This window comes from Paenibacillus sp. J31P13, assembly GCF_056269295.1.
In genome coordinates, this window is record NZ_JBWDNR010000018.1 from 47984 (window position 1) to 65751 (window position 17768).

The 17768-nt window shown below is 44.4% G+C and carries 18 protein-coding genes and 1 rRNA gene; 1 reads left to right on the forward strand and 18 read right to left on the reverse strand.

Annotation, left to right across the window (positions count from 1 at the left end):
* Position 1 precedes the first annotated feature (1 nt).
* The 9 genes from rlmB to AC0YOD_RS28380 form a co-directional block, all read right to left on the reverse strand.
* Entirely contained in the window at positions 2 to 757 is a 756-nt protein-coding gene (gene rlmB / locus AC0YOD_RS28340) for a 23S rRNA (guanosine(2251)-2'-O)-methyltransferase RlmB (protein ID WP_475802680.1), read from the reverse strand.
* 53 nt (positions 758 to 810) lie between these two features.
* Entirely contained in the window at positions 811 to 1236 is a 426-nt protein-coding gene (locus AC0YOD_RS28345; protein WP_475802681.1) for a Mini-ribonuclease 3, read from the reverse strand.
* Positions 1233 to 2672 (reverse strand): cysteine--tRNA ligase, encoded by a 1440-nt coding sequence (gene cysS, locus AC0YOD_RS28350; RefSeq protein ID WP_475802682.1) that lies wholly within the window; start codon positions 2670 to 2672, stop codon positions 1233 to 1235. Before cysS ends, AC0YOD_RS28345 begins: the two co-directional genes overlap by 4 nt.
* Entirely contained in the window at positions 2669 to 3331 is a 663-nt protein-coding gene (cysE, locus tag AC0YOD_RS28355; RefSeq protein ID WP_475802683.1) for a serine O-acetyltransferase, read from the reverse strand. Before cysE ends, cysS begins: the two co-directional genes overlap by 4 nt.
* Positions 3332 to 3569: 238 nt before the next feature.
* The gene (locus AC0YOD_RS28360) at positions 3570 to 3746 is read right to left on the reverse strand and encodes a hypothetical protein (protein ID WP_475802684.1); all 177 of its coding nucleotides are present in this window, start codon (positions 3744 to 3746) and stop codon (positions 3570 to 3572) included.
* Between the two features lie 99 nt (positions 3747 to 3845).
* On the reverse strand, positions 3846 to 5318 hold the full coding sequence (gene gltX / locus AC0YOD_RS28365) for a glutamate--tRNA ligase (protein WP_475802685.1): 1473 nt from the start codon (positions 5316 to 5318) through the stop codon (positions 3846 to 3848).
* Between the two features lie 102 nt (positions 5319 to 5420).
* A complete protein-coding gene (ispF, locus tag AC0YOD_RS28370) occupies positions 5421 to 5903 on the reverse strand; it encodes a 2-C-methyl-D-erythritol 2,4-cyclodiphosphate synthase (protein WP_475802686.1) in 483 nt (160 codons plus the stop codon).
* Between the two features lie 2 nt (positions 5904 to 5905).
* Positions 5906 to 6619 (reverse strand): 2-C-methyl-D-erythritol 4-phosphate cytidylyltransferase, encoded by a 714-nt coding sequence (ispD, locus tag AC0YOD_RS28375; RefSeq protein ID WP_475802687.1) that lies wholly within the window; start codon positions 6617 to 6619, stop codon positions 5906 to 5908.
* Positions 6620 to 6749: 130 nt separating this feature from the next.
* Positions 6750 to 7847: a PIN/TRAM domain-containing protein gene (locus AC0YOD_RS28380; RefSeq protein ID WP_475802688.1), complete on the reverse strand. Its 1098-nt coding sequence runs from the start codon at positions 7845 to 7847 to the stop codon at positions 6750 to 6752.
* 176 nt (positions 7848 to 8023) lie between these two features.
* Between AC0YOD_RS28380 and AC0YOD_RS28385 the strand changes: the two genes are divergently transcribed.
* Positions 8024 to 8419, forward strand: coding sequence for a nucleoside triphosphate pyrophosphohydrolase family protein (locus AC0YOD_RS28385; protein ID WP_475802689.1), 396 nt, complete (start codon positions 8024 to 8026; stop codon positions 8417 to 8419).
* A gap of 138 nt (positions 8420 to 8557) precedes the next feature.
* Here AC0YOD_RS28385 and pssA read toward each other — a convergent pair whose 3' ends face one another.
* The 9 genes from pssA to rrf form a co-directional block, all read right to left on the reverse strand.
* A complete protein-coding gene (gene pssA / locus AC0YOD_RS28390; protein WP_475802690.1) occupies positions 8558 to 9307 on the reverse strand; it encodes a CDP-diacylglycerol--serine O-phosphatidyltransferase in 750 nt (249 codons plus the stop codon).
* An 88-nt stretch (positions 9308 to 9395) separates the two neighbouring features.
* Positions 9396 to 10472, reverse strand: a complete 1077-nt coding sequence (disA, locus tag AC0YOD_RS28395) for a DNA integrity scanning diadenylate cyclase DisA (RefSeq protein WP_475802691.1) — start codon at positions 10470 to 10472, stop codon at positions 9396 to 9398.
* Positions 10473 to 10482: 10 nt separating this feature from the next.
* Positions 10483 to 11850: a DNA repair protein RadA gene (gene radA, locus AC0YOD_RS28400; RefSeq protein ID WP_475802692.1), complete on the reverse strand. Its 1368-nt coding sequence runs from the start codon at positions 11848 to 11850 to the stop codon at positions 10483 to 10485.
* A 385-nt stretch (positions 11851 to 12235) separates the two neighbouring features.
* On the reverse strand, positions 12236 to 12574 hold the full coding sequence (locus AC0YOD_RS28405) for an antibiotic biosynthesis monooxygenase (RefSeq protein ID WP_475802693.1): 339 nt from the start codon (positions 12572 to 12574) through the stop codon (positions 12236 to 12238).
* Positions 12575 to 12703: 129 nt separating this feature from the next.
* Positions 12704 to 15166: an ATP-dependent protease ATP-binding subunit ClpC gene (gene clpC / locus AC0YOD_RS28410; protein ID WP_475802694.1), complete on the reverse strand. Its 2463-nt coding sequence runs from the start codon at positions 15164 to 15166 to the stop codon at positions 12704 to 12706.
* Entirely contained in the window at positions 15163 to 16227 is a 1065-nt protein-coding gene (locus AC0YOD_RS28415; RefSeq protein WP_475802698.1) for a protein arginine kinase, read from the reverse strand. The genes clpC and AC0YOD_RS28415 overlap by 4 nt, the downstream gene beginning before the upstream one ends.
* Positions 16228 to 16275: 48 nt before the next feature.
* Positions 16276 to 16797, reverse strand: coding sequence for a UvrB/UvrC motif-containing protein (locus tag AC0YOD_RS28420; RefSeq protein WP_475802695.1), 522 nt, complete (start codon positions 16795 to 16797; stop codon positions 16276 to 16278).
* A gap of 35 nt (positions 16798 to 16832) precedes the next feature.
* Positions 16833 to 17294: a CtsR family transcriptional regulator gene (locus AC0YOD_RS28425; protein ID WP_475802696.1), complete on the reverse strand. Its 462-nt coding sequence runs from the start codon at positions 17292 to 17294 to the stop codon at positions 16833 to 16835.
* 383 nt (positions 17295 to 17677) lie between these two features.
* Positions 17678 to 17768: ribosomal RNA gene (rrf, locus tag AC0YOD_RS28430) — 5S ribosomal RNA — on the reverse strand; the annotation flags it as partial.

A 17768-nucleotide genomic window follows, 5' to 3' on the forward strand; every position in this document is an offset into this window, starting at 1 on the left:
ACTAGACGCTCCGACGCTGCCGCACTACCTCATACATCAATACACCTGCCGCAACAGAAGCATTCAGTGAATTTAATTGACCAAGCATAGGCAGCTTCACCAGGAAATCGCATTTTTCTTTGATCAGTCTGCCCATTCCTTTGCTTTCATTACCAATAACGACAACAAGCGGCATATCAAACTTCATTTTATATACATCTTGCTTTGCACTCAGGTCAGTACCCGCTACCCAAACGCCAGCTTCCTTGAGCTTGTCTATTGTTTGCGCTAAGTTTGTTACCCGTGCCACAGGCACGTGCTCAGCTGCACCCGCTGATATTTTCGAAACAGTAGCCGTCAGTCCTGCCGAACGACGTTTTGGAATAATAACGCCATGCACACCCGTACACTCCGCTGTCCGCAAAATGGATCCCAAATTATGAGGATCCTCAATTTCATCCAAAAGTAGAATAAAAGGAACCTCTTCCCGCTTCTTAGCGATTTCTAGGATTTCTTCTACATCCACATAAGCAAATGCTGCTGCTTGTGCAACTACTCCTTGATGAGTAACACCCGGCACCAAGCCGTCCAGTTTTCTTTTATCAACAAATTGTACAACGATACCTTGTCCCTTGGCTTCTGCCACAATCGGTTGCGTCAAGCTCTTTTGAGCACCGTCAGCAATCCATATCTTATTAATTTCTCTACCGGAACGCAGTGCTTCAAGCACGGGATGCTTTCCGGCGATCATTTCCTCTTGATTCATTTCCTCAGTCATTAGTACCCTCCTATAATATTTTTTAGTTACACGTTAATCTATCTATTCCGTTCCTATTCCCCTTGTTTACCGAAAGCCACTGCAAACAAATGCTCCAGCCTATCGATACGGCCTTCATAGTATAAATATCCGACCAAGCTCTCCAGAGCAGTTGCGAGACGATAATCGGCAAGATCTGCATTTTTCGGTGCAGATCCAGATTTGGCATTGCGGCCTCGGCGGACGACGTCCGCCTCCTCTTCCGTCAAATGAGGCTGCCATAGCTCTAAAATTCTCTTTTGGCCTTTCGCAGAAACAAATTTTGTCGCTTCACGGTGCAGATGATGTGATTTCTGATTAGGCTGCGAAATTAAATACTGCCTTACCAAAAGTTCAAATACAGCATCACCTATATACGCTAGTACGATAGGACTCATTAACTGCGGTTTTTTGGCCGGTAAATGAAAGAGCAATTGGTTTGAATCTACTCCCCCGCTCATTTGCGCCGCCAGCGAATACCTTGCGGGGTATCTTCAAGAACAATATTTTTTTCAATGAGCAGGTCGCGAATTTCATCGGCTCTTGCCCAATTTTTCGTTTGGCGAGCTTCAGTACGCTCTACTATAAGCTGCTCAATGTCTGAATCCAGCAGCTCAGCATCTTCTTTTTGTTGAGGAAGAATACCAAGTACAGCATCCATTCGCTCCAATAATGTAAGCAGAGCACTCAGTCCCGCAGCGGTTGCATCGTCACGATTCATATATTGATTTGCTTCTGCTACAAGATCAAAAATAGACGTAATCGCATCAGGTGTATTAAAATCATCACTCATTTTGGCATGGAATTGCTCGTATATCGCCTTCAATTTCTCATCAAGACCCGCTTCGCCGGAAGCTACAAGACCCGAGTTGCTTTCTATTGAAAGCTTCTCTTCGCTTACCGTTGAAAGTCTATGCTTGAGATTGGCTGCGCAATTCGCAATCCTCTCTACGCTCTTCTCAGCTTGTGCAACCGTCTCCTCATTGAAGTTCAACGGGCTGCGGTAATGCGTAGCGAGCATGAAATACCGAATAGCATGCGGCTTAACCCGCTTCACCAGCTCATGCACGGAGATGCCATTACCTAGTGATTTGGACATTTTCTCATTATTGATGTGGATATATCCATTATGCATCCAATAGTTAGCAAGAGGTTTGCCCGTCAATGCTTCAGACTGCGCAACTTCACACTCATGATGAGGGAATTGCAGATCATGTCCGCCTCCATGAATATCAAGCGTATCGCCAAGGTAAGCGCGAGCCATAGCCGAGCATTCAATATGCCAGCCCGGGCGCCCTTCTCCAAATGGACTCTCCCACTTAATCTCTCCAGGTTTCGCACCTTTCCATAGTACAAAGTCCTGCTGATCCGCTTTGCGATCGCCAACCTCGATCCGAATGCCAAATTGAAGCTCATCAATATTTTGATGCGACAGCTTTCCATAATCAGCAAAGGCAGAGGTACGGAAATATACATCCCCTTCACTCTCATAAGCATAACCTTTATCTATTAAGCCTTGAATAAACGTAATGATTTGCGGGATATGATCCGTCACGCGCGGGTTAAGTGTAGCTTTATGAATGCCTAGTGATTCAATATCCTCAAAAAAAGCGGCAATATAGGTTTCAGCTACCTCTTGCACGGTTGTTCCAGATTGCTCAGCTTTACGAATGAGTCGATCGTCTACATCTGTAAAATTCACAACGTAGTTTACTTCATTTCCGATATCCTCTAAATAGCGGCGAACCACATCGAAGAAAATAGCCGGTCTTGCATTGCCAATATGAATATAGTCGTATACGGTCGGACCGCAAACGTACATTTTAACTTTGCCCGGTTCCTGAGATTTAAACGGCTCTTTCAAACGAGTTAATGTATTATACAGCATCACTGTCATTTTCTAATTTCTCCTCCAGCTATAGGTTCTCTAAGCTCCTGAAGCTCAGATTTTAATTCATCTATTTCCTTCTGCATTGTACGGAACATCTCTATTATTGGATCCGGCAGCTGCTTATGATCAAGACGGTCGCCCACTCGCTCACCGTTACGCTTAACAACGCGACCAGGATTCCCAACCACTGTACTGTTAGTTGGCACTTCACGCAGCACTACAGCATTCGATCCAATATTGGAAAAGTCGCCTACCTGAAAAGAACCAAGAACTTTAGCACCCGAGCCTATAACTACATTATTGCCAATAGTCGGGTGACGTTTACCTTTTTCTTTCCCCGTTCCTCCGAGAGTGACGCCTTGATAGATGACCACATCGGAGCCAATCTCGCATGTTTCTCCAATGACAACACCCATTCCATGATCTATAAACAGACGGTCTCCTATTTGAGCGCCTGGGTGTATTTCAATGCCTGTCATAAACCTGCTTACCTGCGAAATCATACGGGCCAGCGTGAACCAGCCACTTCGATAAAGCGGGTGGGCAAGGCGATGAGCCCATATGGCGTGCAAGCCTGAATAAGTGAATACAACCTCGAACCGACTGCGCGCAGCAGGATCATTTTCAAAAACAGCCTGTATGTCCGATCGGAAATGGTGAAACATCGTCATGACTCCTTTTTCGTCCACTCTTATATTTCTAAATAAAAGAAAAGCCCCTGCAGCATTAAATGCTGCAGAGGCGTGTAAACTCGCGGTTCCACTCTGCTTGAACAGACCTACGACAGGTGTCGGCGGTTGTCCGTCTCGAGGTCTTTAACGCAGACGATACGTTGTTGCCTACCCCGCTCAGCTAAAATGTCTTCCCACAATCGTGATACTGCGTTGCCGCATATCCTCATGGTTATATCCATCTTACTGTAGCAGCTCGGAACAAAGCTCCCAGGTGCATATTCCGTTCCGTGGACCAGACAACTTGCAGCCACATTCTTATTCGTAAAGTCGTTTGAAATACGACATTGATTCGAATGACGGTTGTCCTCTCTGCGAATCCACAGGCAAACGTACTTCTCCTGTTCATGGCCGTTCAATTCATTCATTTATTAGTCATAGTATACCGAATACCCAAAAATGTGACAAGGACATTATTAAGAAGGTATACGAACAAGCCTTAAATCGTCTATACGCTATAGCTTTCCAGACGACTGCGTAAGCGATCCATTACTTTTTCCTTACCTAGCAGCGCCAGCGATTGATTCAAGTCAGGACCATGAGTCTGACCCGTAAGAGCTGCTCGAATCGGCATAAACAGCTGCTTACCCTTGAAGCCTGTATCCTTTTGTACCTTCTTAATCATTTCTTTGATTCCATCCAATTGGAAAGGTGTTTCTCCCGCTTCAATTAGAGCCAAGAAAGCTTGAAGAACAACAGGAACCTGCTCCTCTGCAAGAACAACCGCTGCTTCCTCTTCGTCCGTAACGGTGTCACTGAAGAATAGCGCAGTCATAGGCACAATTTCAGAAGCATAACGCAGCTTGTCCTGATGAAGAGCAACAAGATCCGTCACCCATGCATGACCAGCTGCATCTAAATCATTCGCAACAAGCTCTGCTTTTTGAAGATGCGGCAGACACATATCAACAACACGTGAAAGGTCTGCTTTTTTCAAATATTCATTATTCATCCAGCTCAGCTTCTGTGTGTCGAACACAGCAGGGCTTTTGCTCAGACGATCCGGATTAAATACTTGCACCAATTCTTCCAGCGTAAACATCTCTTGCTCACCTTCTGGCGACCAGCCAAGCAAAGCAATGAAGTTAAACAAAGCTTCTGGCAAATAGCCAAGCTCGTCATATTGCGAGATGAACTGAATAATAGACTCATCACGTTTGCTCAATTTTTTGCGCTGCTCATTAACGATTAGTGTCATATGTCCAAACTTAGGAGGCTCCCAGCCAAACGCTTCATATATCATCAGTTGACGAGGCGTATTGGAAACATGATCTTCTCCGCGCAATACATGACTGATTTTCATTAAGTAATCATCAAGTACGACCGCAAAGTTATAGGTCGGTATGCCATCCTTCTTCACGATAACGAAATCGCCCATCTCCTTAGTATCAAAGCTGATCGTCCCTTTGACAATGTCATCAAACGTATAAGTGCGATCCTCTGGTACACGGAATCGTATGCTTGGAATACGACCTTCTGCTTCAAAAGCAAGGCGCTGCTCTTCCGTCAAATTACGGTGCTGTCCGGAATAACGAGGTGTCTCATTACGCACGGTTTGCGCTTCCCGCTCCTGTTCCAGCTCTTCCTCTGTACAATAACAGCGGTATGCCAGACCCTTATCAATTAGCTCCTGCCAATACTTTTTGTATATATCAAGGCGCTCTGTCTGGCGATAAGGTCCATAACCGCCTCCGATATCAATGCTCTCATCCCAATCCATTCCGAGCCATTTCAAATATTTGAGCTGGCTTTCTTCCCCGCCCTCTACATTGCGCTTCACATCTGTATCTTCAATACGGACGATTAGCTTACCACCTTGGTTCCTTGCAAATAAAAAATTAAATAAGGCCGTTCTAGCATTACCGATATGTAAATGTCCCGTTGGAGACGGAGCATAACGTACGCGAACCTCTTGTGCCATTTTATTACCTCCTTAAAGTTTTGCGAAGCAAAAGCTTACTTCGAAAGCATCTACTAATAAAGCTTTGCGAAGCAAAGACTTGCTTCGAAAGTATGAGAACGATTATAGCACTTCTTTAATTAAGCAAACAACAGATTGTGCTGCAATTCCTTCACCGCGACCAGCAAAACCAAGTTGCTCTGTTGTCGTAGCTTTCACATTCACCTGTGACACATCCGCTTCCAATGCTTTTGCAATAATTTCCGCCATTTGCGGAATATAAGGAAGCATTTTTGGACGCTGCGCAATGATAGTGGAATCGATATTGCCTAGCTTATATCCACGTTCCTTCACAAGTTCCCAAACCCGCTCCAGAAGCACTAAGCTGTCCGCATCTTTATAGGCAGCATCCGTATCCGGAAAATGCTTGCCGATATCGCCAAGACCAAGCGCCCCAAGTATCGCATCCGTTACAGCATGAAGCAATACATCTGCATCTGAATGTCCGAGAAGTCCCTTCTCGTAAGGAATCGTTACGCCTCCGATAATACATGGACGTCCTTCTACTAATTGATGCACATCAAATCCTTGTCCTACTCGAATCATTCTTACACACCGTTCCCCTCTGCCTTAGCGGCATGACGCTTTGCGAGCAAAAACTCTGCCCACGGTAAATCTTCAGGCGTCGTAATTTTTATATTGGTATACTCACCTTCTGCAACCGTTACTGCAACACCCATTCGTTCGACGACCATGGCATCATCTGTGCCAAGAAACTCTTCAGCGAGAGCGCACTCATGCGCCTCGAGCAATAGAACACGTCGAAAAGCTTGCGGCGTTTGTATCGCCCACAAGCTTCGCCGATCTGGTGTTGAAACAATCACACCTGCTTCATTAACTTGTTTAATCGTATCTTTAACAGGTACAGCAAGCACCGAAGCACCACTTTGCTCAGCTGCATCACAACAAGCTCGTACAGCATCAGCCGTTACAAGAGGCCTAACACCGTCATGCACCATTACCCATTCCGTAGTCAGCTCTTGCAGTCCGATATGGACAGAATGTTGACGCTCCTTGCCTCCGGCCACTACAGCCTTCACCTTAGACAGCGCATATTGACCTACCCATTCTCGACATCTCTGTACATCATCGCTCCCAACAACAAGCACAGCTTCCTTAACGGTATCCATCGACTGGAAAAGCTCTAAGGTATGTACGAGAATAGGTTTGTCCCCTAGCTGCAAATATTGCTTACTCTCTTTCGTTCCCATGCGCGTGCCGCGTCCGGCTGCCACGATAACGACTCCCCAATCAGCTCTCATGCATTCAACCTGCCTCATACGGTGTTCATCCGTAAACCACTATTGCCGCTTACGCGATGAGATATAAGTATCATTGAACAAATTGAAACTTATACATCCTTATTTTAATCACTATCTCTATCATACCTTGTTAGAGCGCTTTTTCCAACAGCTTCGGCTTAGCGAATATCATTCTACCGGCAGATGTTTGCAATACGCTTGTCACAAGAACCTCCATTGTCATACCGATGTATTCACGTCCGCCTTCCACAACGATCATCGTTCCATCATCCAAATAGGCAACGCCTTGACCGTGTTCTTTCCCATCCTTAATCACTTGAACAATAATTTCTTCACCCGGCAGCACTACTGGCTTAACCGCATTAGCCAAATCATTAATATTCAGTACAGATACACCTTGAAGCTCGCAAACCTTATTTAAGTTGAAATCATTCGTTACCACTTTACCGTGCAGCGCTTTTGCCAGCTTGACTAGCTTACTGTCAACCTCACCGATTTCTTCGAAGTCTCCCTCGTAAATAAGCACCTTAACATCAAGCTCTTTTTGAATTTTGTTCAAAATATCAAGTCCACGCCGTCCCCTGTTCCGCTTCAACAAATCTGAAGAATCCGCAATATGCTGGAGCTCTTCAAGTACGAATTCAGGAATGACTAGAGTACCTTCAATAAATCCGGTTTTACAAATGTCTGCAATTCGCCCATCAATAATAACGCTTGTATCGAGTATCTTATGCTCCTCATAACCGCCCGCTTCATCTGCTGCCGGAACAGCACGGCGTCTCTCCAGCAAAGCCATAAATCCTTCTGCAAGCTCTTCCTGTTTACGCAGTCCTATTTGCATGCCTAAATAACCAAAGCATAGCATCATAACTGCAGGAATAAGACGTCCCATACCCTCTAGTCCAGACACTGCTGGATAGATCAATACGGTAAGCAATAAGCCCGCAAGCAAACCGCATGCTCCTGCAATCAGCTTTTGCATCGGCATTGCCGCTGTTTGATCAGCGCCCTTCTGCATATAGCGAATGACTTGTCCTGCAAGCATTGTAGCCACAACCAGACCAAAAACCGCGCCAACTGCTACATTCATGTAATAAGTGCCAGATCGCTGCAGCATACCTATTGATGAGCCAGGCCACATGGTCCCTCCATTCACCCAACCGTAAACCTCACCGCCTGCCATACCGCCAAATAGCAAACCCATTAATTGTATTATTCGTCTAACCATTATGGTTCACCTCCACTACAATTATGTTCCAATAATTGCCTTGCTAAACCGTGGGAGCGAACATAATTACAAACATTTATAATTTTTAATAATTCACATTTTGAAAAAGTATCCAAGGAAGCCTATAATGAGAGGTGAGATTACTTCATGAGAGGTTGGTGAAAGAGATGGAACCGATGAGTACTCCTACACTGGATCAATTCCAGCAGCAAGTATCTGAATTATTGCTTCGGCACCGCAGTTTGCTTGATGTCATGTCAAAATTCGGACAGTCAGGCGCATCAGTAAATCGCGCAGTTACAAAGGCGGTTACGGATTGCGGATGTATTGAATTAAACGCTCGAAAGCAGCAATACTCCAATGAGCATAATCTTGAGGACGCCAAAGTGACACTGCAGAGTCATCTCTCAGGAGCCGTATGCGAGCATTGCCGCGAAGCACTTAAGTCTGAGCTTGGACGCAACCTATTTTATATGACCGCATTATGCAATTTGATGGACATTCAACTGGATGAAGTTATTGCAGACGAATATGACAAATGCTCGACTTTAGGCCTGTTTAACCTAACATAAACTAATTTCCCTCTTAAAAAAAGAAAAAAACCGCACAATTTTCCCTTAATCAGGAAGCAATTGGCGGTTTTTTATTCGTTTATGAGAGAAAGGAATGAACAACAATACCTTAGTTACCTTATCGTTAAACAAAGTGAACTAAGCCGTATGTTCAGAATGAACGAGATCCTCTGGATCATCTTTAAGCTTACCACGCTTGCGGTTTCGCTTTTTTAGACGCCGATCAACGTTTTTTTTTAGGCCATACAGCGCATATAGAAGCAGCGGTACGAACACAATTTTTGATAAATGGCTTTTAAATATTAATCCCAATGCAACGGATATCAAAATAATAATTGGAACAATCCATACCGCATTTTTCGGAATACCGACTTTCTTAAAATTCGGATATCTAACGGTACTAACCATAAGTAAGGCAAGCAACACAGTGCTGCCTAGCAATATCGATAAGTAAATATCATTTGCAAACAAAGCAAGCGTTGCTAATACCCCGCCCGCTGCTGGTATTGGAAGTCCAATAAAGTAACCTGCCGGCGCACTCGTTACAACGTTGAAACGAGCTAAGCGCAGAGCTCCGCATATAGGAAATAATGCCGTTACAATCCAAGCCATAGCTGGATTTAAATCTTGAAATGCGACTACATACATAATAAATGCTGGCGCTACACCAAATGAAATAACATCGGATAAAGAGTCCAACTCCTTGCCGAATTCACTTTGTACATTCAGCGCACGCGCTACGCGCCCATCCACGCCGTCAAGTAACATAGCGATCAATACCATCATGGCTGCCGTATCTGGTTTTTCATTAAAAACAAGAATGATGGCGATTACTCCTAAGAATAAGTTCCCCACCGTGAGAAGGCTCGGTATCGATTTTGTGATCATCTTTTCCACCTCTTCTCTACTATGCCCCTAAAATCATAAGGAATGTATCAAAACGTTCTAGGCGTACATTCCATCTATTGTATGGGAATTAAATTTGCCTGTCAATGAACATTTGCTCTTGGATTCGCTTAAGACCTTCCTTAATCGCTCTAGCCCGAACCTCGCCAATGCCCTCTACCTCATCCAACTCTTCAATCGTTGCCATCAAAATATGAGGTAAACGACCAAATTGCTCGATCAAATTATTCATTATAATAAGAGGCAGTCTTGGTATTTTGTTCAGCAGTCGATAGCCCCGAGGAAGCACAGACTCATCATTCATATTATTCGTATGTGGATAACCAATCAAACGAATAATTGGCGGCGCATCAAGCAGCTCATCCGAGCTTAGCTTCTTCAGACCAGCACGAATATCTCTTATCTTCTCATCCGAATTTTCTTTCGCATAATCCTTGAGTAAATACCAAGCATCCTCTTCCACTCCGCCAACCAGCTCATCCATTTGCATACTGATTAAGCGGCCTTCCGTGCCCAGTTCATTGACATAACGCTTGATTTCCATCTTAATACGAAGAACCATTTCAACACGTTGAATAACATGCGCGACTTCTTGAAGAGTAACAAGCTCTTCAAACTCTAGTGCTGATAAATTGGTAAATGACTGGCTAAGAACTGCTTTGTATTTCTCCAACGTTTGAATGGCTTGATTGGCCTTCGTCAAAATAACGCCCATATCCTTTAAGGAATAACGAAGGTTGCCTTGGTACAATGTAATGATATTTCTCCGCTGTGAAATTGATACGACGAGTCTGCCCGTTTGTTTTGCAACACGCTCCGCGGTACGGTGACGTATACCCGTTTCAATTGAAGCAATGGAGCTGTTTGGAATGAGCTGTGTATTGGCATACAAAATTCGACGCATATCTTCGCTTAAAATAATAGCGCCGTCCATTTTTGCCAGCTCATATAGGTAGTTCGGAGAGAAGTCGCAATTAATGGAGAAACCGCCATCGACAACCTCCATTACCTCCGGACTATATCCAACTACAATCAGCGCTCCCGTTTTGGCGCGAAGCACGTTCTCCAGCCCATCGCGAAAAGGGGTGCCTGGTGCGACTAATTGCAATAACTGATTCATAATTTCAAGCTGTGTAGGTTCCTTCATCATATGCCCCCTATCCAAGCGCTGCCTTAAGTGCTTCCGCTACCGTGCTGACGCCAATGATTTCAATTCCCTCAGGATGCTTCCATCCCTTCATGCTCTTCTCTGGCATAATAACTCGCTTAAAGCCTAGCTTCTCGGCTTCCTTCACCCGCTGTTCTGCTCGTGATACTGCTCGAACCTCTCCCGTTAAGCCTACTTCGCCAAACACGACATCATAAGGTCTTGTAGGCGAATCCCGAAAGCTTGAAGCAATACTGACGGCGGCAGCAAGATCTACTGCAGGCTCATCAAGCTTCAGACCGCCTGCTACGTTTAAGTAAGCATCCTGTGTTTGGAGGAACATGCCGTTTCGTTTCTCCAGTACCGCTATAATTAAAGCCAACCGATTATGATCGATGCCTGTGGACATCCTTCTCGGCGATGGGAAATTAGTCGTTGTAACCAGCGCCTGCATCTCCACAAGAACCGGTCTCGTTCCTTCCATGCTGGCAACGACTATGGAACCGGATACGCCTAATGGACGTTCTGATAAAAATAATTCAGAAGGATTGGATACTTCACGAAGACCATCCTCACCCATTTCAAAAATACCTATCTCATTCGTTGAACCGAAACGATTCTTTACTGCGCGAAGCAACCGATACGTATGATGACGTTCACCTTCAAAATAAAGTACGCAATCCACCATATGCTCAAGCATTCTTGGGCCTGCAATCGCGCCTTCCTTCGTAACATGACCAACAAGTACGGTTGCAATACCTTGAATCTTAGCGACTCGCATAAAATGAGCAGTACACTCACGTACCTGCGAGACACTTCCGGGGGCAGATTGTATTCCCGGGTCATAGACCGTTTGGATGGAATCAATAACTAGAAAATCAGGCTGAACCGACTCAATAGCTTCATTAATTTGCTCCATATTGGTCTCGCATAATACATACAATGACTCTGCCAGTGCGCCAAGACGATCCGCTCTAAGCCTAGTTTGACGCACCGACTCCTCTCCAGAAATATAAAGTACTCTCAAGCCTTTTACTGCAAGAGCATGAGAGGTTTGCAGCAGCAGCGTGGATTTCCCTATGCCTGGATCGCCACCAACAAGAATAAGTGAGCCTGGAACCACGCCTCCGCCGAGTACCCGATTAAGCTCAACCATTCGAGTTTCGATACGCGGCTCTTTCCCACTTTCTATATGTATGATGGATTGTGCCTTTTCTTTCGCATGAAAAGACGATAATCCAACACCCTTCGTCTTCACAACCGATTCTTTTTCTTCCAGCATGGAGTTCCAAGCATGGCAACCGGGGCATTTACCGAGCCATTTTGGTGATTCGGTTCCGCATTCCGTGCAAACAAATTTTGATTTTATTTTAGCCATCCTGTACTCCTTAAACGTGATGATTTCACACAAGTCTTCTTACTAAAATAACAGTTATTCTGTCTCGTATCGCAATATATAAAGTTTACCATTTTATCCTCATTGTATAAACCCAAATTCTCCACAAAATAATTATGAACATGTGTTTTACTTTATATTATCGCTATTTAAGCCTATAAATCGTTTTTATCCCCAGAGTTATTCACATTTAATCAACATTATCCACAGGTCATCAACATGTCCACATACGTTGTTCATTCTTATTTTAACATAAAAAAAGCTCCCATTATCCACAGTGGATAAGAGAGCGGTATTTTATCTATGCCCATACTGCTAATCATGTGTAACTTGTGAATAACTTATCCACATCAGTATGTTTTTGAGGTTATTCCGCCTGACGTGCTACTAATACACGATGTGTCGTTAACTGTGAACCAAGCATTACACTCTCGGTTTGCTTACCTTCGCCACCATTTTGATGTGCCCCCTTATGAGCGTGAGCTTGGCGGAATGAGTCGCTGTTCATCCAACCCTCAAAGGATGCTTTATCTTTCCAAGTCGTGCTTACTTTAAGCTCATCAAATTCCTCTAAACCTTCAGTAATCAATACTTCCATTCGAACGAAGCCAGGAGACAAATCAATGCCTTTAGAATTTTGAAAGCGATCGGCTACCGACTCGCCATGTCCTTTTTTTACTTTTATCGTATTTGTAACAACAAACATCGTTGTTCCTCCTATTCTATGAATGTACTATCCTCATTATACGATAATGATTCTCATCGTCAATTGTTTAGCATAATAAAAAGTCCCGCAGAGGACCATTGGTTCTGCGAGACAGTTTATGTTTATATTTTATTTCGTTGCCGACTCTTCTTCAGAGACAGGCTCAGGAATGATTTTGGTAACGGTGAGACCGCCATCCTTTTCATCAATCTTAAATTTATCGCCTTTTTGTATATTGCCCATTAGCAATTCTTCGGATAAGCGATCCTCGATATGCTTCTGGATAGCGCGGCGTAATGGACGAGCTCCGTACTGAGGATCGAAGCCTTCCTTCGCTAGGAAGTTCTTCGCTGCATCCGTCAGATCGAAATCAACCTCTTGCTCACGTAGACGTTTACGCAGTTCATCCGACATAAGCGTTACGATTTGAGCAATATGCTCCTCTCCTAGGGAGTGGAACACGATAGTCTCATCAATCCTGTTCAAGAACTCAGGACGGAAGCTTTTCTTCAGCTCTGCTAACACTTTATCTTTCATTTGCGCGAAATCACGACCCGCGTCCTGAACAGCTGTAAAGCCAAGCGAAGTATTGCGTTTAATTTGATCAGCACCGACGTTGGAAGTCATGATAATCAAGGTATTACGGAAATCGACCACTCGGCCTTTGGAATCCGTTAATCGGCCATCTTCCAGTACCTGAAGCAGAATATTGAATACTTCCGGATGTGCTTTCTCGATCTCATCAAGTAGAACAACGGAGTAAGGTTTGCGACGAACCTTCTCAGTCAATTGACCGCCTTCTTCGTAGCCAACATAACCCGGAGGCGCTCCTACAAGGCGAGAAGTTGAATGCTTCTCCATATATTCTGACATGTCGATACGGATAACTGCATTCTCGTCACCGAACATAGCCTCAGCAAGTGCTCTAGCCAGCTCCGTTTTACCTACGCCTGTAGGTCCTAAGAAAATAAATGAGCCGATCGGACGTTTAGGATCCTTAAGACCCGCACGTGCCCGACGAATAGCGCGTGATACCGATTTAACCGCTTCGTCTTGCCCAATAAGTCGGCCATGTAGTATCTCTTCCATTTTGAGCAAACGTTCAGTCTCTTCTTCCGCTAGTTTGCTAACAGGAATACCCGTCCAGCTTGCTACAACCTGAGCAATATCCTCTGGTGTAACTTCGGAATCCGTGCGACCTTGTTTTTCTTTCCATTGATTTTTCGTAACGTCCAGCTCTTCACGAATTTTTTGCTCTGTATCACGAAGTGCAGCTGCCTTCTCGAATTCTTGGCTTTGAACCGCTGCGTCCTTCTCCTTGCGGATATCTTCCAGACGATTCTCAAGTTGTTTCAAGTTTGGCGGTACCGTGTAAGAATTCAAGCGAACCTTCGAGCCCGCCTCATCGATGAGATCAATAGCTTTATCCGGCAAGAACCGATCCGTTATATAACGATCAGAAAGCTTCACTGCCTGCACAATAGCCTCATCTGTAATTTTAACCCGGTGATGCGCCTCATAACGATCACGAAGACCGTACAGAATTTGAATAGCTTCCTCTGGTGAAGGCTGATCAACCGTTATCGGTTGGAAGCGACGCTCAAGGGCAGCATCCTTCTCGATATATTTACGATACTCATCTAGCGTTGTAGCACCAATACATTGCAGTTCTCCCCGTGCCAATGCAGGTTTTAAAATATTCGAAGCGTCAATTGCGCCTTCAGCACCGCCTGCACCGATCAACGTATGAAGCTCGTCAATGAATAGAATGATATTTCCGGCTTGGCGAATCTCATCCATAATCTTTTTCAGACGATCCTCGAACTCACCGCGATATTTTGTTCCTGCTACAACTGAACCCATATCAAGCGTCATAACACGTTTGTCGCGTAGCGTCTCAGGAATTTCATTCTCGATAATTTTTTGCGCTAATCCTTCAGCAATGGCTGTTTTACCAACGCCTGGCTCACCAATTAGTACAGGGTTGTTTTTAGTACGACGACTGAGCACTTGAATAACGCGCTCTATCTCCTTGCTGCGACCGATAACGGGATCAAGGTTCCCTTCTTTCGCATACGCCGTAAGATCTCTAGCTAGCCCATCAAGCGTAGGTGTACTTACATTAGCAGGCGAGCCATGATTGCTCGATACGGCTTCGCTGCTTCCAAGAAGCTGCAGCACCTGCTGACGAGCTTTATTTAAGCTAATGCCAAGGTTGTTCAGCACACGAGCTGCAACACCCTCACCCTCACGAATTAATCCAAGCAGAATATGCTCTGTTCCTACATACGTATGTCCAAGTTTTCTAGCCTCATCCATTGAAAGCTCAATGACCTTTTTAGCACGAGGCGTATAGGCAATATTATTAGGCTGTTCTTGACCGCGACCGATCAATGCTTCAACCTCATCTTGAATTTTTTCGAGTCCAAGACCTAATCCAATTAGAGCTTTAGCTGCTATACCCTCACCCTCGCGGATAAGACCAAGCAATATATGCTCCGTACCAATATTATTATGACCGAGTCGAACTGCTTCCTCTTGCGCCAATGCAAGCACCTTTTGTGCTCGTTCCGTAAATCGTCCAAACATCATATTTCTGCACCCCCATGGCTTATTTCACCACGCAATTGCTTGCGTATGAGTTCTGCTCTTCTGTAATCCCTTTGCTCCGGACTCATCTTCTCATTGAAGGTTTGCTGTAAAAATCCAGGCTGGGTCATTACCAAAAGCTCATTCAACACTTGCGGTGTTACATCGGTCAAAATACCGAGATCCGCACCTAGCCTTACATCCGACAAGCGTTGTGCTGCTTCTTTAGAATCCATTATTGCAGCATGAGATAAAATGCCGTAAGAACGTCTTACACGATCCTCTGTTCTTAGACGAGAGTCAGCGAGAAGTCTCTTGCGCGCTGCTTTCTCATGCTCAATAATTTGTCTGGCTACACCATACAGATTATCAATAATTTCATTTTCGGATTGCCCAAGCGTAATTTGGTTTGACACTTGAAATAAATTGCCAAGCGCCTCACTGCCTTCGCCATACAATCCTCTAACCGCTAAACCAACCTGTGTTACTGCTGATAAAATTCGATTTATTTGCGACGTTAGCACAAGAGCCGGCAGATGCATCATCACCGAAGCTCGAATCCCTGTGCCGACATTCGTCGGACAAGTCGTTAAGTACCCGCGTTTCTCATCGAATGCATAATCAACTTCTTCTTCAAAAATATCATCAATCCTGCTTGCCAATGACCAAGCTTCTTTTATTTGAAAGCCTGGATACAGACATTGGATACGTAAATGATCTTCTTCGTTTATCATTATGCTAACAGATTCATTATTGCTTAAAATAACAGCCCCAGAACGCGATTCATTCGCTAAGTTAGGACTAATTAAGTGCTTTTCAACGAGCACTCGTTTATCAAGCTCACTAAGATCTGATAATGTGATGGTTTCAAATGGGCCAATCATCTGCAGCTTTCCAGTCTGGCTAACCTCCGTCAATTGATCCATTACATCCTTGGACTGTTGATCGGTTGCTAGCATTGGGAATGGCTGGTGACGCATATTACGCGCAACCCGCACCCTGCTGCTAATGACAATTTCGGATTCAGGACCTTCATCCTTCATCCATTCGCTTAGCGCATGCATGGAGAATCGATGCTTAGTCAAGAGTTCACTTACTCCTTCCATACCAGCTTACTGATCTGAAATTTTGCGTTCCAGCTCACGTATTCGATCTCGAAGCTGTGCCGCGCTTTCAAACTCTTCATGTTCGATTTTAGTTTGCAAATCTCGTCTCAACTGCTCAATTTCACGCTTACACTGAATTTGTCCGCCGGAGCGCTTTGGAATCTTCCCGCTGTGTACCGTGCTGCTGTGTACTCTCTTGAGAAGCGGATCAAGCTTGTCGGCAAACGCTTGATAACAGGAACTGCATCCAAATCTACCGATCTTGCTAAATTGTGCATAAGTTAATCCACATTCCTCACAACGAAGCGTAGGCTGCTTATTACCATTTATACTCGAACCGCCCAATTGCTCAAAATCGAGAAGTCCTGACAATAAGCTATGAATGGAAAAGCTGTTGGGTGCTCCAGGAATACCTTCACCCTTCTCACGAGCACAGCTTTCACAAATGTGAAATTCAGTCTTCTCACCGTTAATAATTTTTGTAAAATGAAGCGTAGCCGGCTTTTTACCGCATTCTTGGCAAAACAAGCCTGATCCCTCCCCTCGGTATTAACGGTATCGCATTATTTAACCAGCAGTGAGATCAGCATGGACCTCAGTAGTCTTGCCCTGATTTCATCTCTTAACGGAAGCTTTAGCGCTATCGTATCACGATGCACCGCCGCACGAAGCAGGTTACCTTCACGTTTAGAAATGAGTCTTGCCTCTTCAAGCTGATAAATAAGCCCTTCCGCTGCACCTTGGTCAACACAATCGCCAATCGTTTCTTCGATATGGAATTGTATCGCCTTAAGTGCCGGAAGTTCAATCCGTTGTATTCGGATATAGCCTCCGCCGCCGCGCTTACTTTCAACCATGTATCCTTTCTCCATTGTGAAGCGAGTACTGATTACATAGTTGATCTGTGACGGTACACAAGAAAATTTGTCAGCCAAGTCATTACGTTGAATTTCAACTGCGCCTTCTGCGCTGTCTTGGAGCATAGTCTTCAAATACTGTTCGATGAGATCGGAAATGTTACGCAAACCACCAACCTCCCTGAGAAATAACCAGTAAACCTATTTTTGAAACATCATGGTCTCAAAAGCGAAGTCTGTATAAATATTTTTTCATACACCGAATATTCGGACAACTGACTTTGACTTTCTTTGACCTTGATTTCATTATATGCAAATTTTGAAAAAGGTCAAGTGCTGACTGAAACTGAATTATATATTAGCTTGGTACGCTGAGGGAGCAATTATACCTGGAAATGGCGGATTCACTATAAAAAACACATATCCTACACCCTTCTTTAGCAATTGAAATAAATCTCGCCATGTATCGACAACAATTCCTATTTAAAACAATAAATTTAGATACAAAAAAAACAAAAAACCTATCGCATAACATGCGATAGGTCTCTCGTGCTTGGCGACGTCCTACTCTCCCAAGACCCTGCGGTCTAAGTACCATTGGCGCTGGAGGGCTTAACGGTCGTGTTCGGTATGGGAACGCGT

Coding starts and splice junctions, on each gene's coding strand:
- ispD (WP_475802687.1), bottom strand. CDS start 6,619: ATGAGAGCTGATTGGGGAGTCGTTATCGTGGCAGCCGGACGCGGCACG.
- pssA (WP_475802690.1), bottom strand. CDS start 9,307: ATGATCACAAAATCGATACCGAGCCTTCTCACGGTGGGGAACTTATTC.
- AC0YOD_RS28405 (WP_475802693.1), bottom strand. CDS start 12,574: ATGTTTGTTGTTACAAATACGATAAAAGTAAAAAAAGGACATGGCGAG.
- ispF (WP_475802686.1), bottom strand. CDS start 5,903: ATGATTCGAGTAGGACAAGGATTTGATGTGCATCAATTAGTAGAAGGA.
- AC0YOD_RS28380 (WP_475802688.1), bottom strand. CDS start 7,847: ATGGTTAGACGAATAATACAATTAATGGGTTTGCTATTTGGCGGTATG.
- rlmB (WP_475802680.1), bottom strand. CDS start 757: ATGACTGAGGAAATGAATCAAGAGGAAATGATCGCCGGAAAGCATCCC.
- AC0YOD_RS28345 (WP_475802681.1), bottom strand. CDS start 1,236: ATGAGCGGGGGAGTAGATTCAAACCAATTGCTCTTTCATTTACCGGCC.
- radA (WP_475802692.1), bottom strand. CDS start 11,850: ATGGCTAAAATAAAATCAAAATTTGTTTGCACGGAATGCGGAACCGAA.
- disA (WP_475802691.1), bottom strand. CDS start 10,472: ATGAAGGAACCTACACAGCTTGAAATTATGAATCAGTTATTGCAATTA.
- AC0YOD_RS28360 (WP_475802684.1), bottom strand. CDS start 3,746: ATGAACAGGAGAAGTACGTTTGCCTGTGGATTCGCAGAGAGGACAACC.
- AC0YOD_RS28415 (WP_475802698.1), bottom strand. CDS start 16,227: ATGCATGCGCTAAGCGAATGGATGAAGGATGAAGGTCCTGAATCCGAA.
- cysE (WP_475802683.1), bottom strand. CDS start 3,331: ATGTTTCACCATTTCCGATCGGACATACAGGCTGTTTTTGAAAATGAT.
- cysS (WP_475802682.1), bottom strand. CDS start 2,672: ATGACAGTGATGCTGTATAATACATTAACTCGTTTGAAAGAGCCGTTT.
- clpC (WP_475802694.1), bottom strand. CDS start 15,166: ATGATGTTTGGACGATTTACGGAACGAGCACAAAAGGTGCTTGCATTG.
- gltX (WP_475802685.1), bottom strand. CDS start 5,318: ATGGCACAAGAGGTTCGCGTACGTTATGCTCCGTCTCCAACGGGACAT.
- AC0YOD_RS28385 (WP_475802689.1), top strand. CDS start 8,024: ATGAGTACTCCTACACTGGATCAATTCCAGCAGCAAGTATCTGAATTA.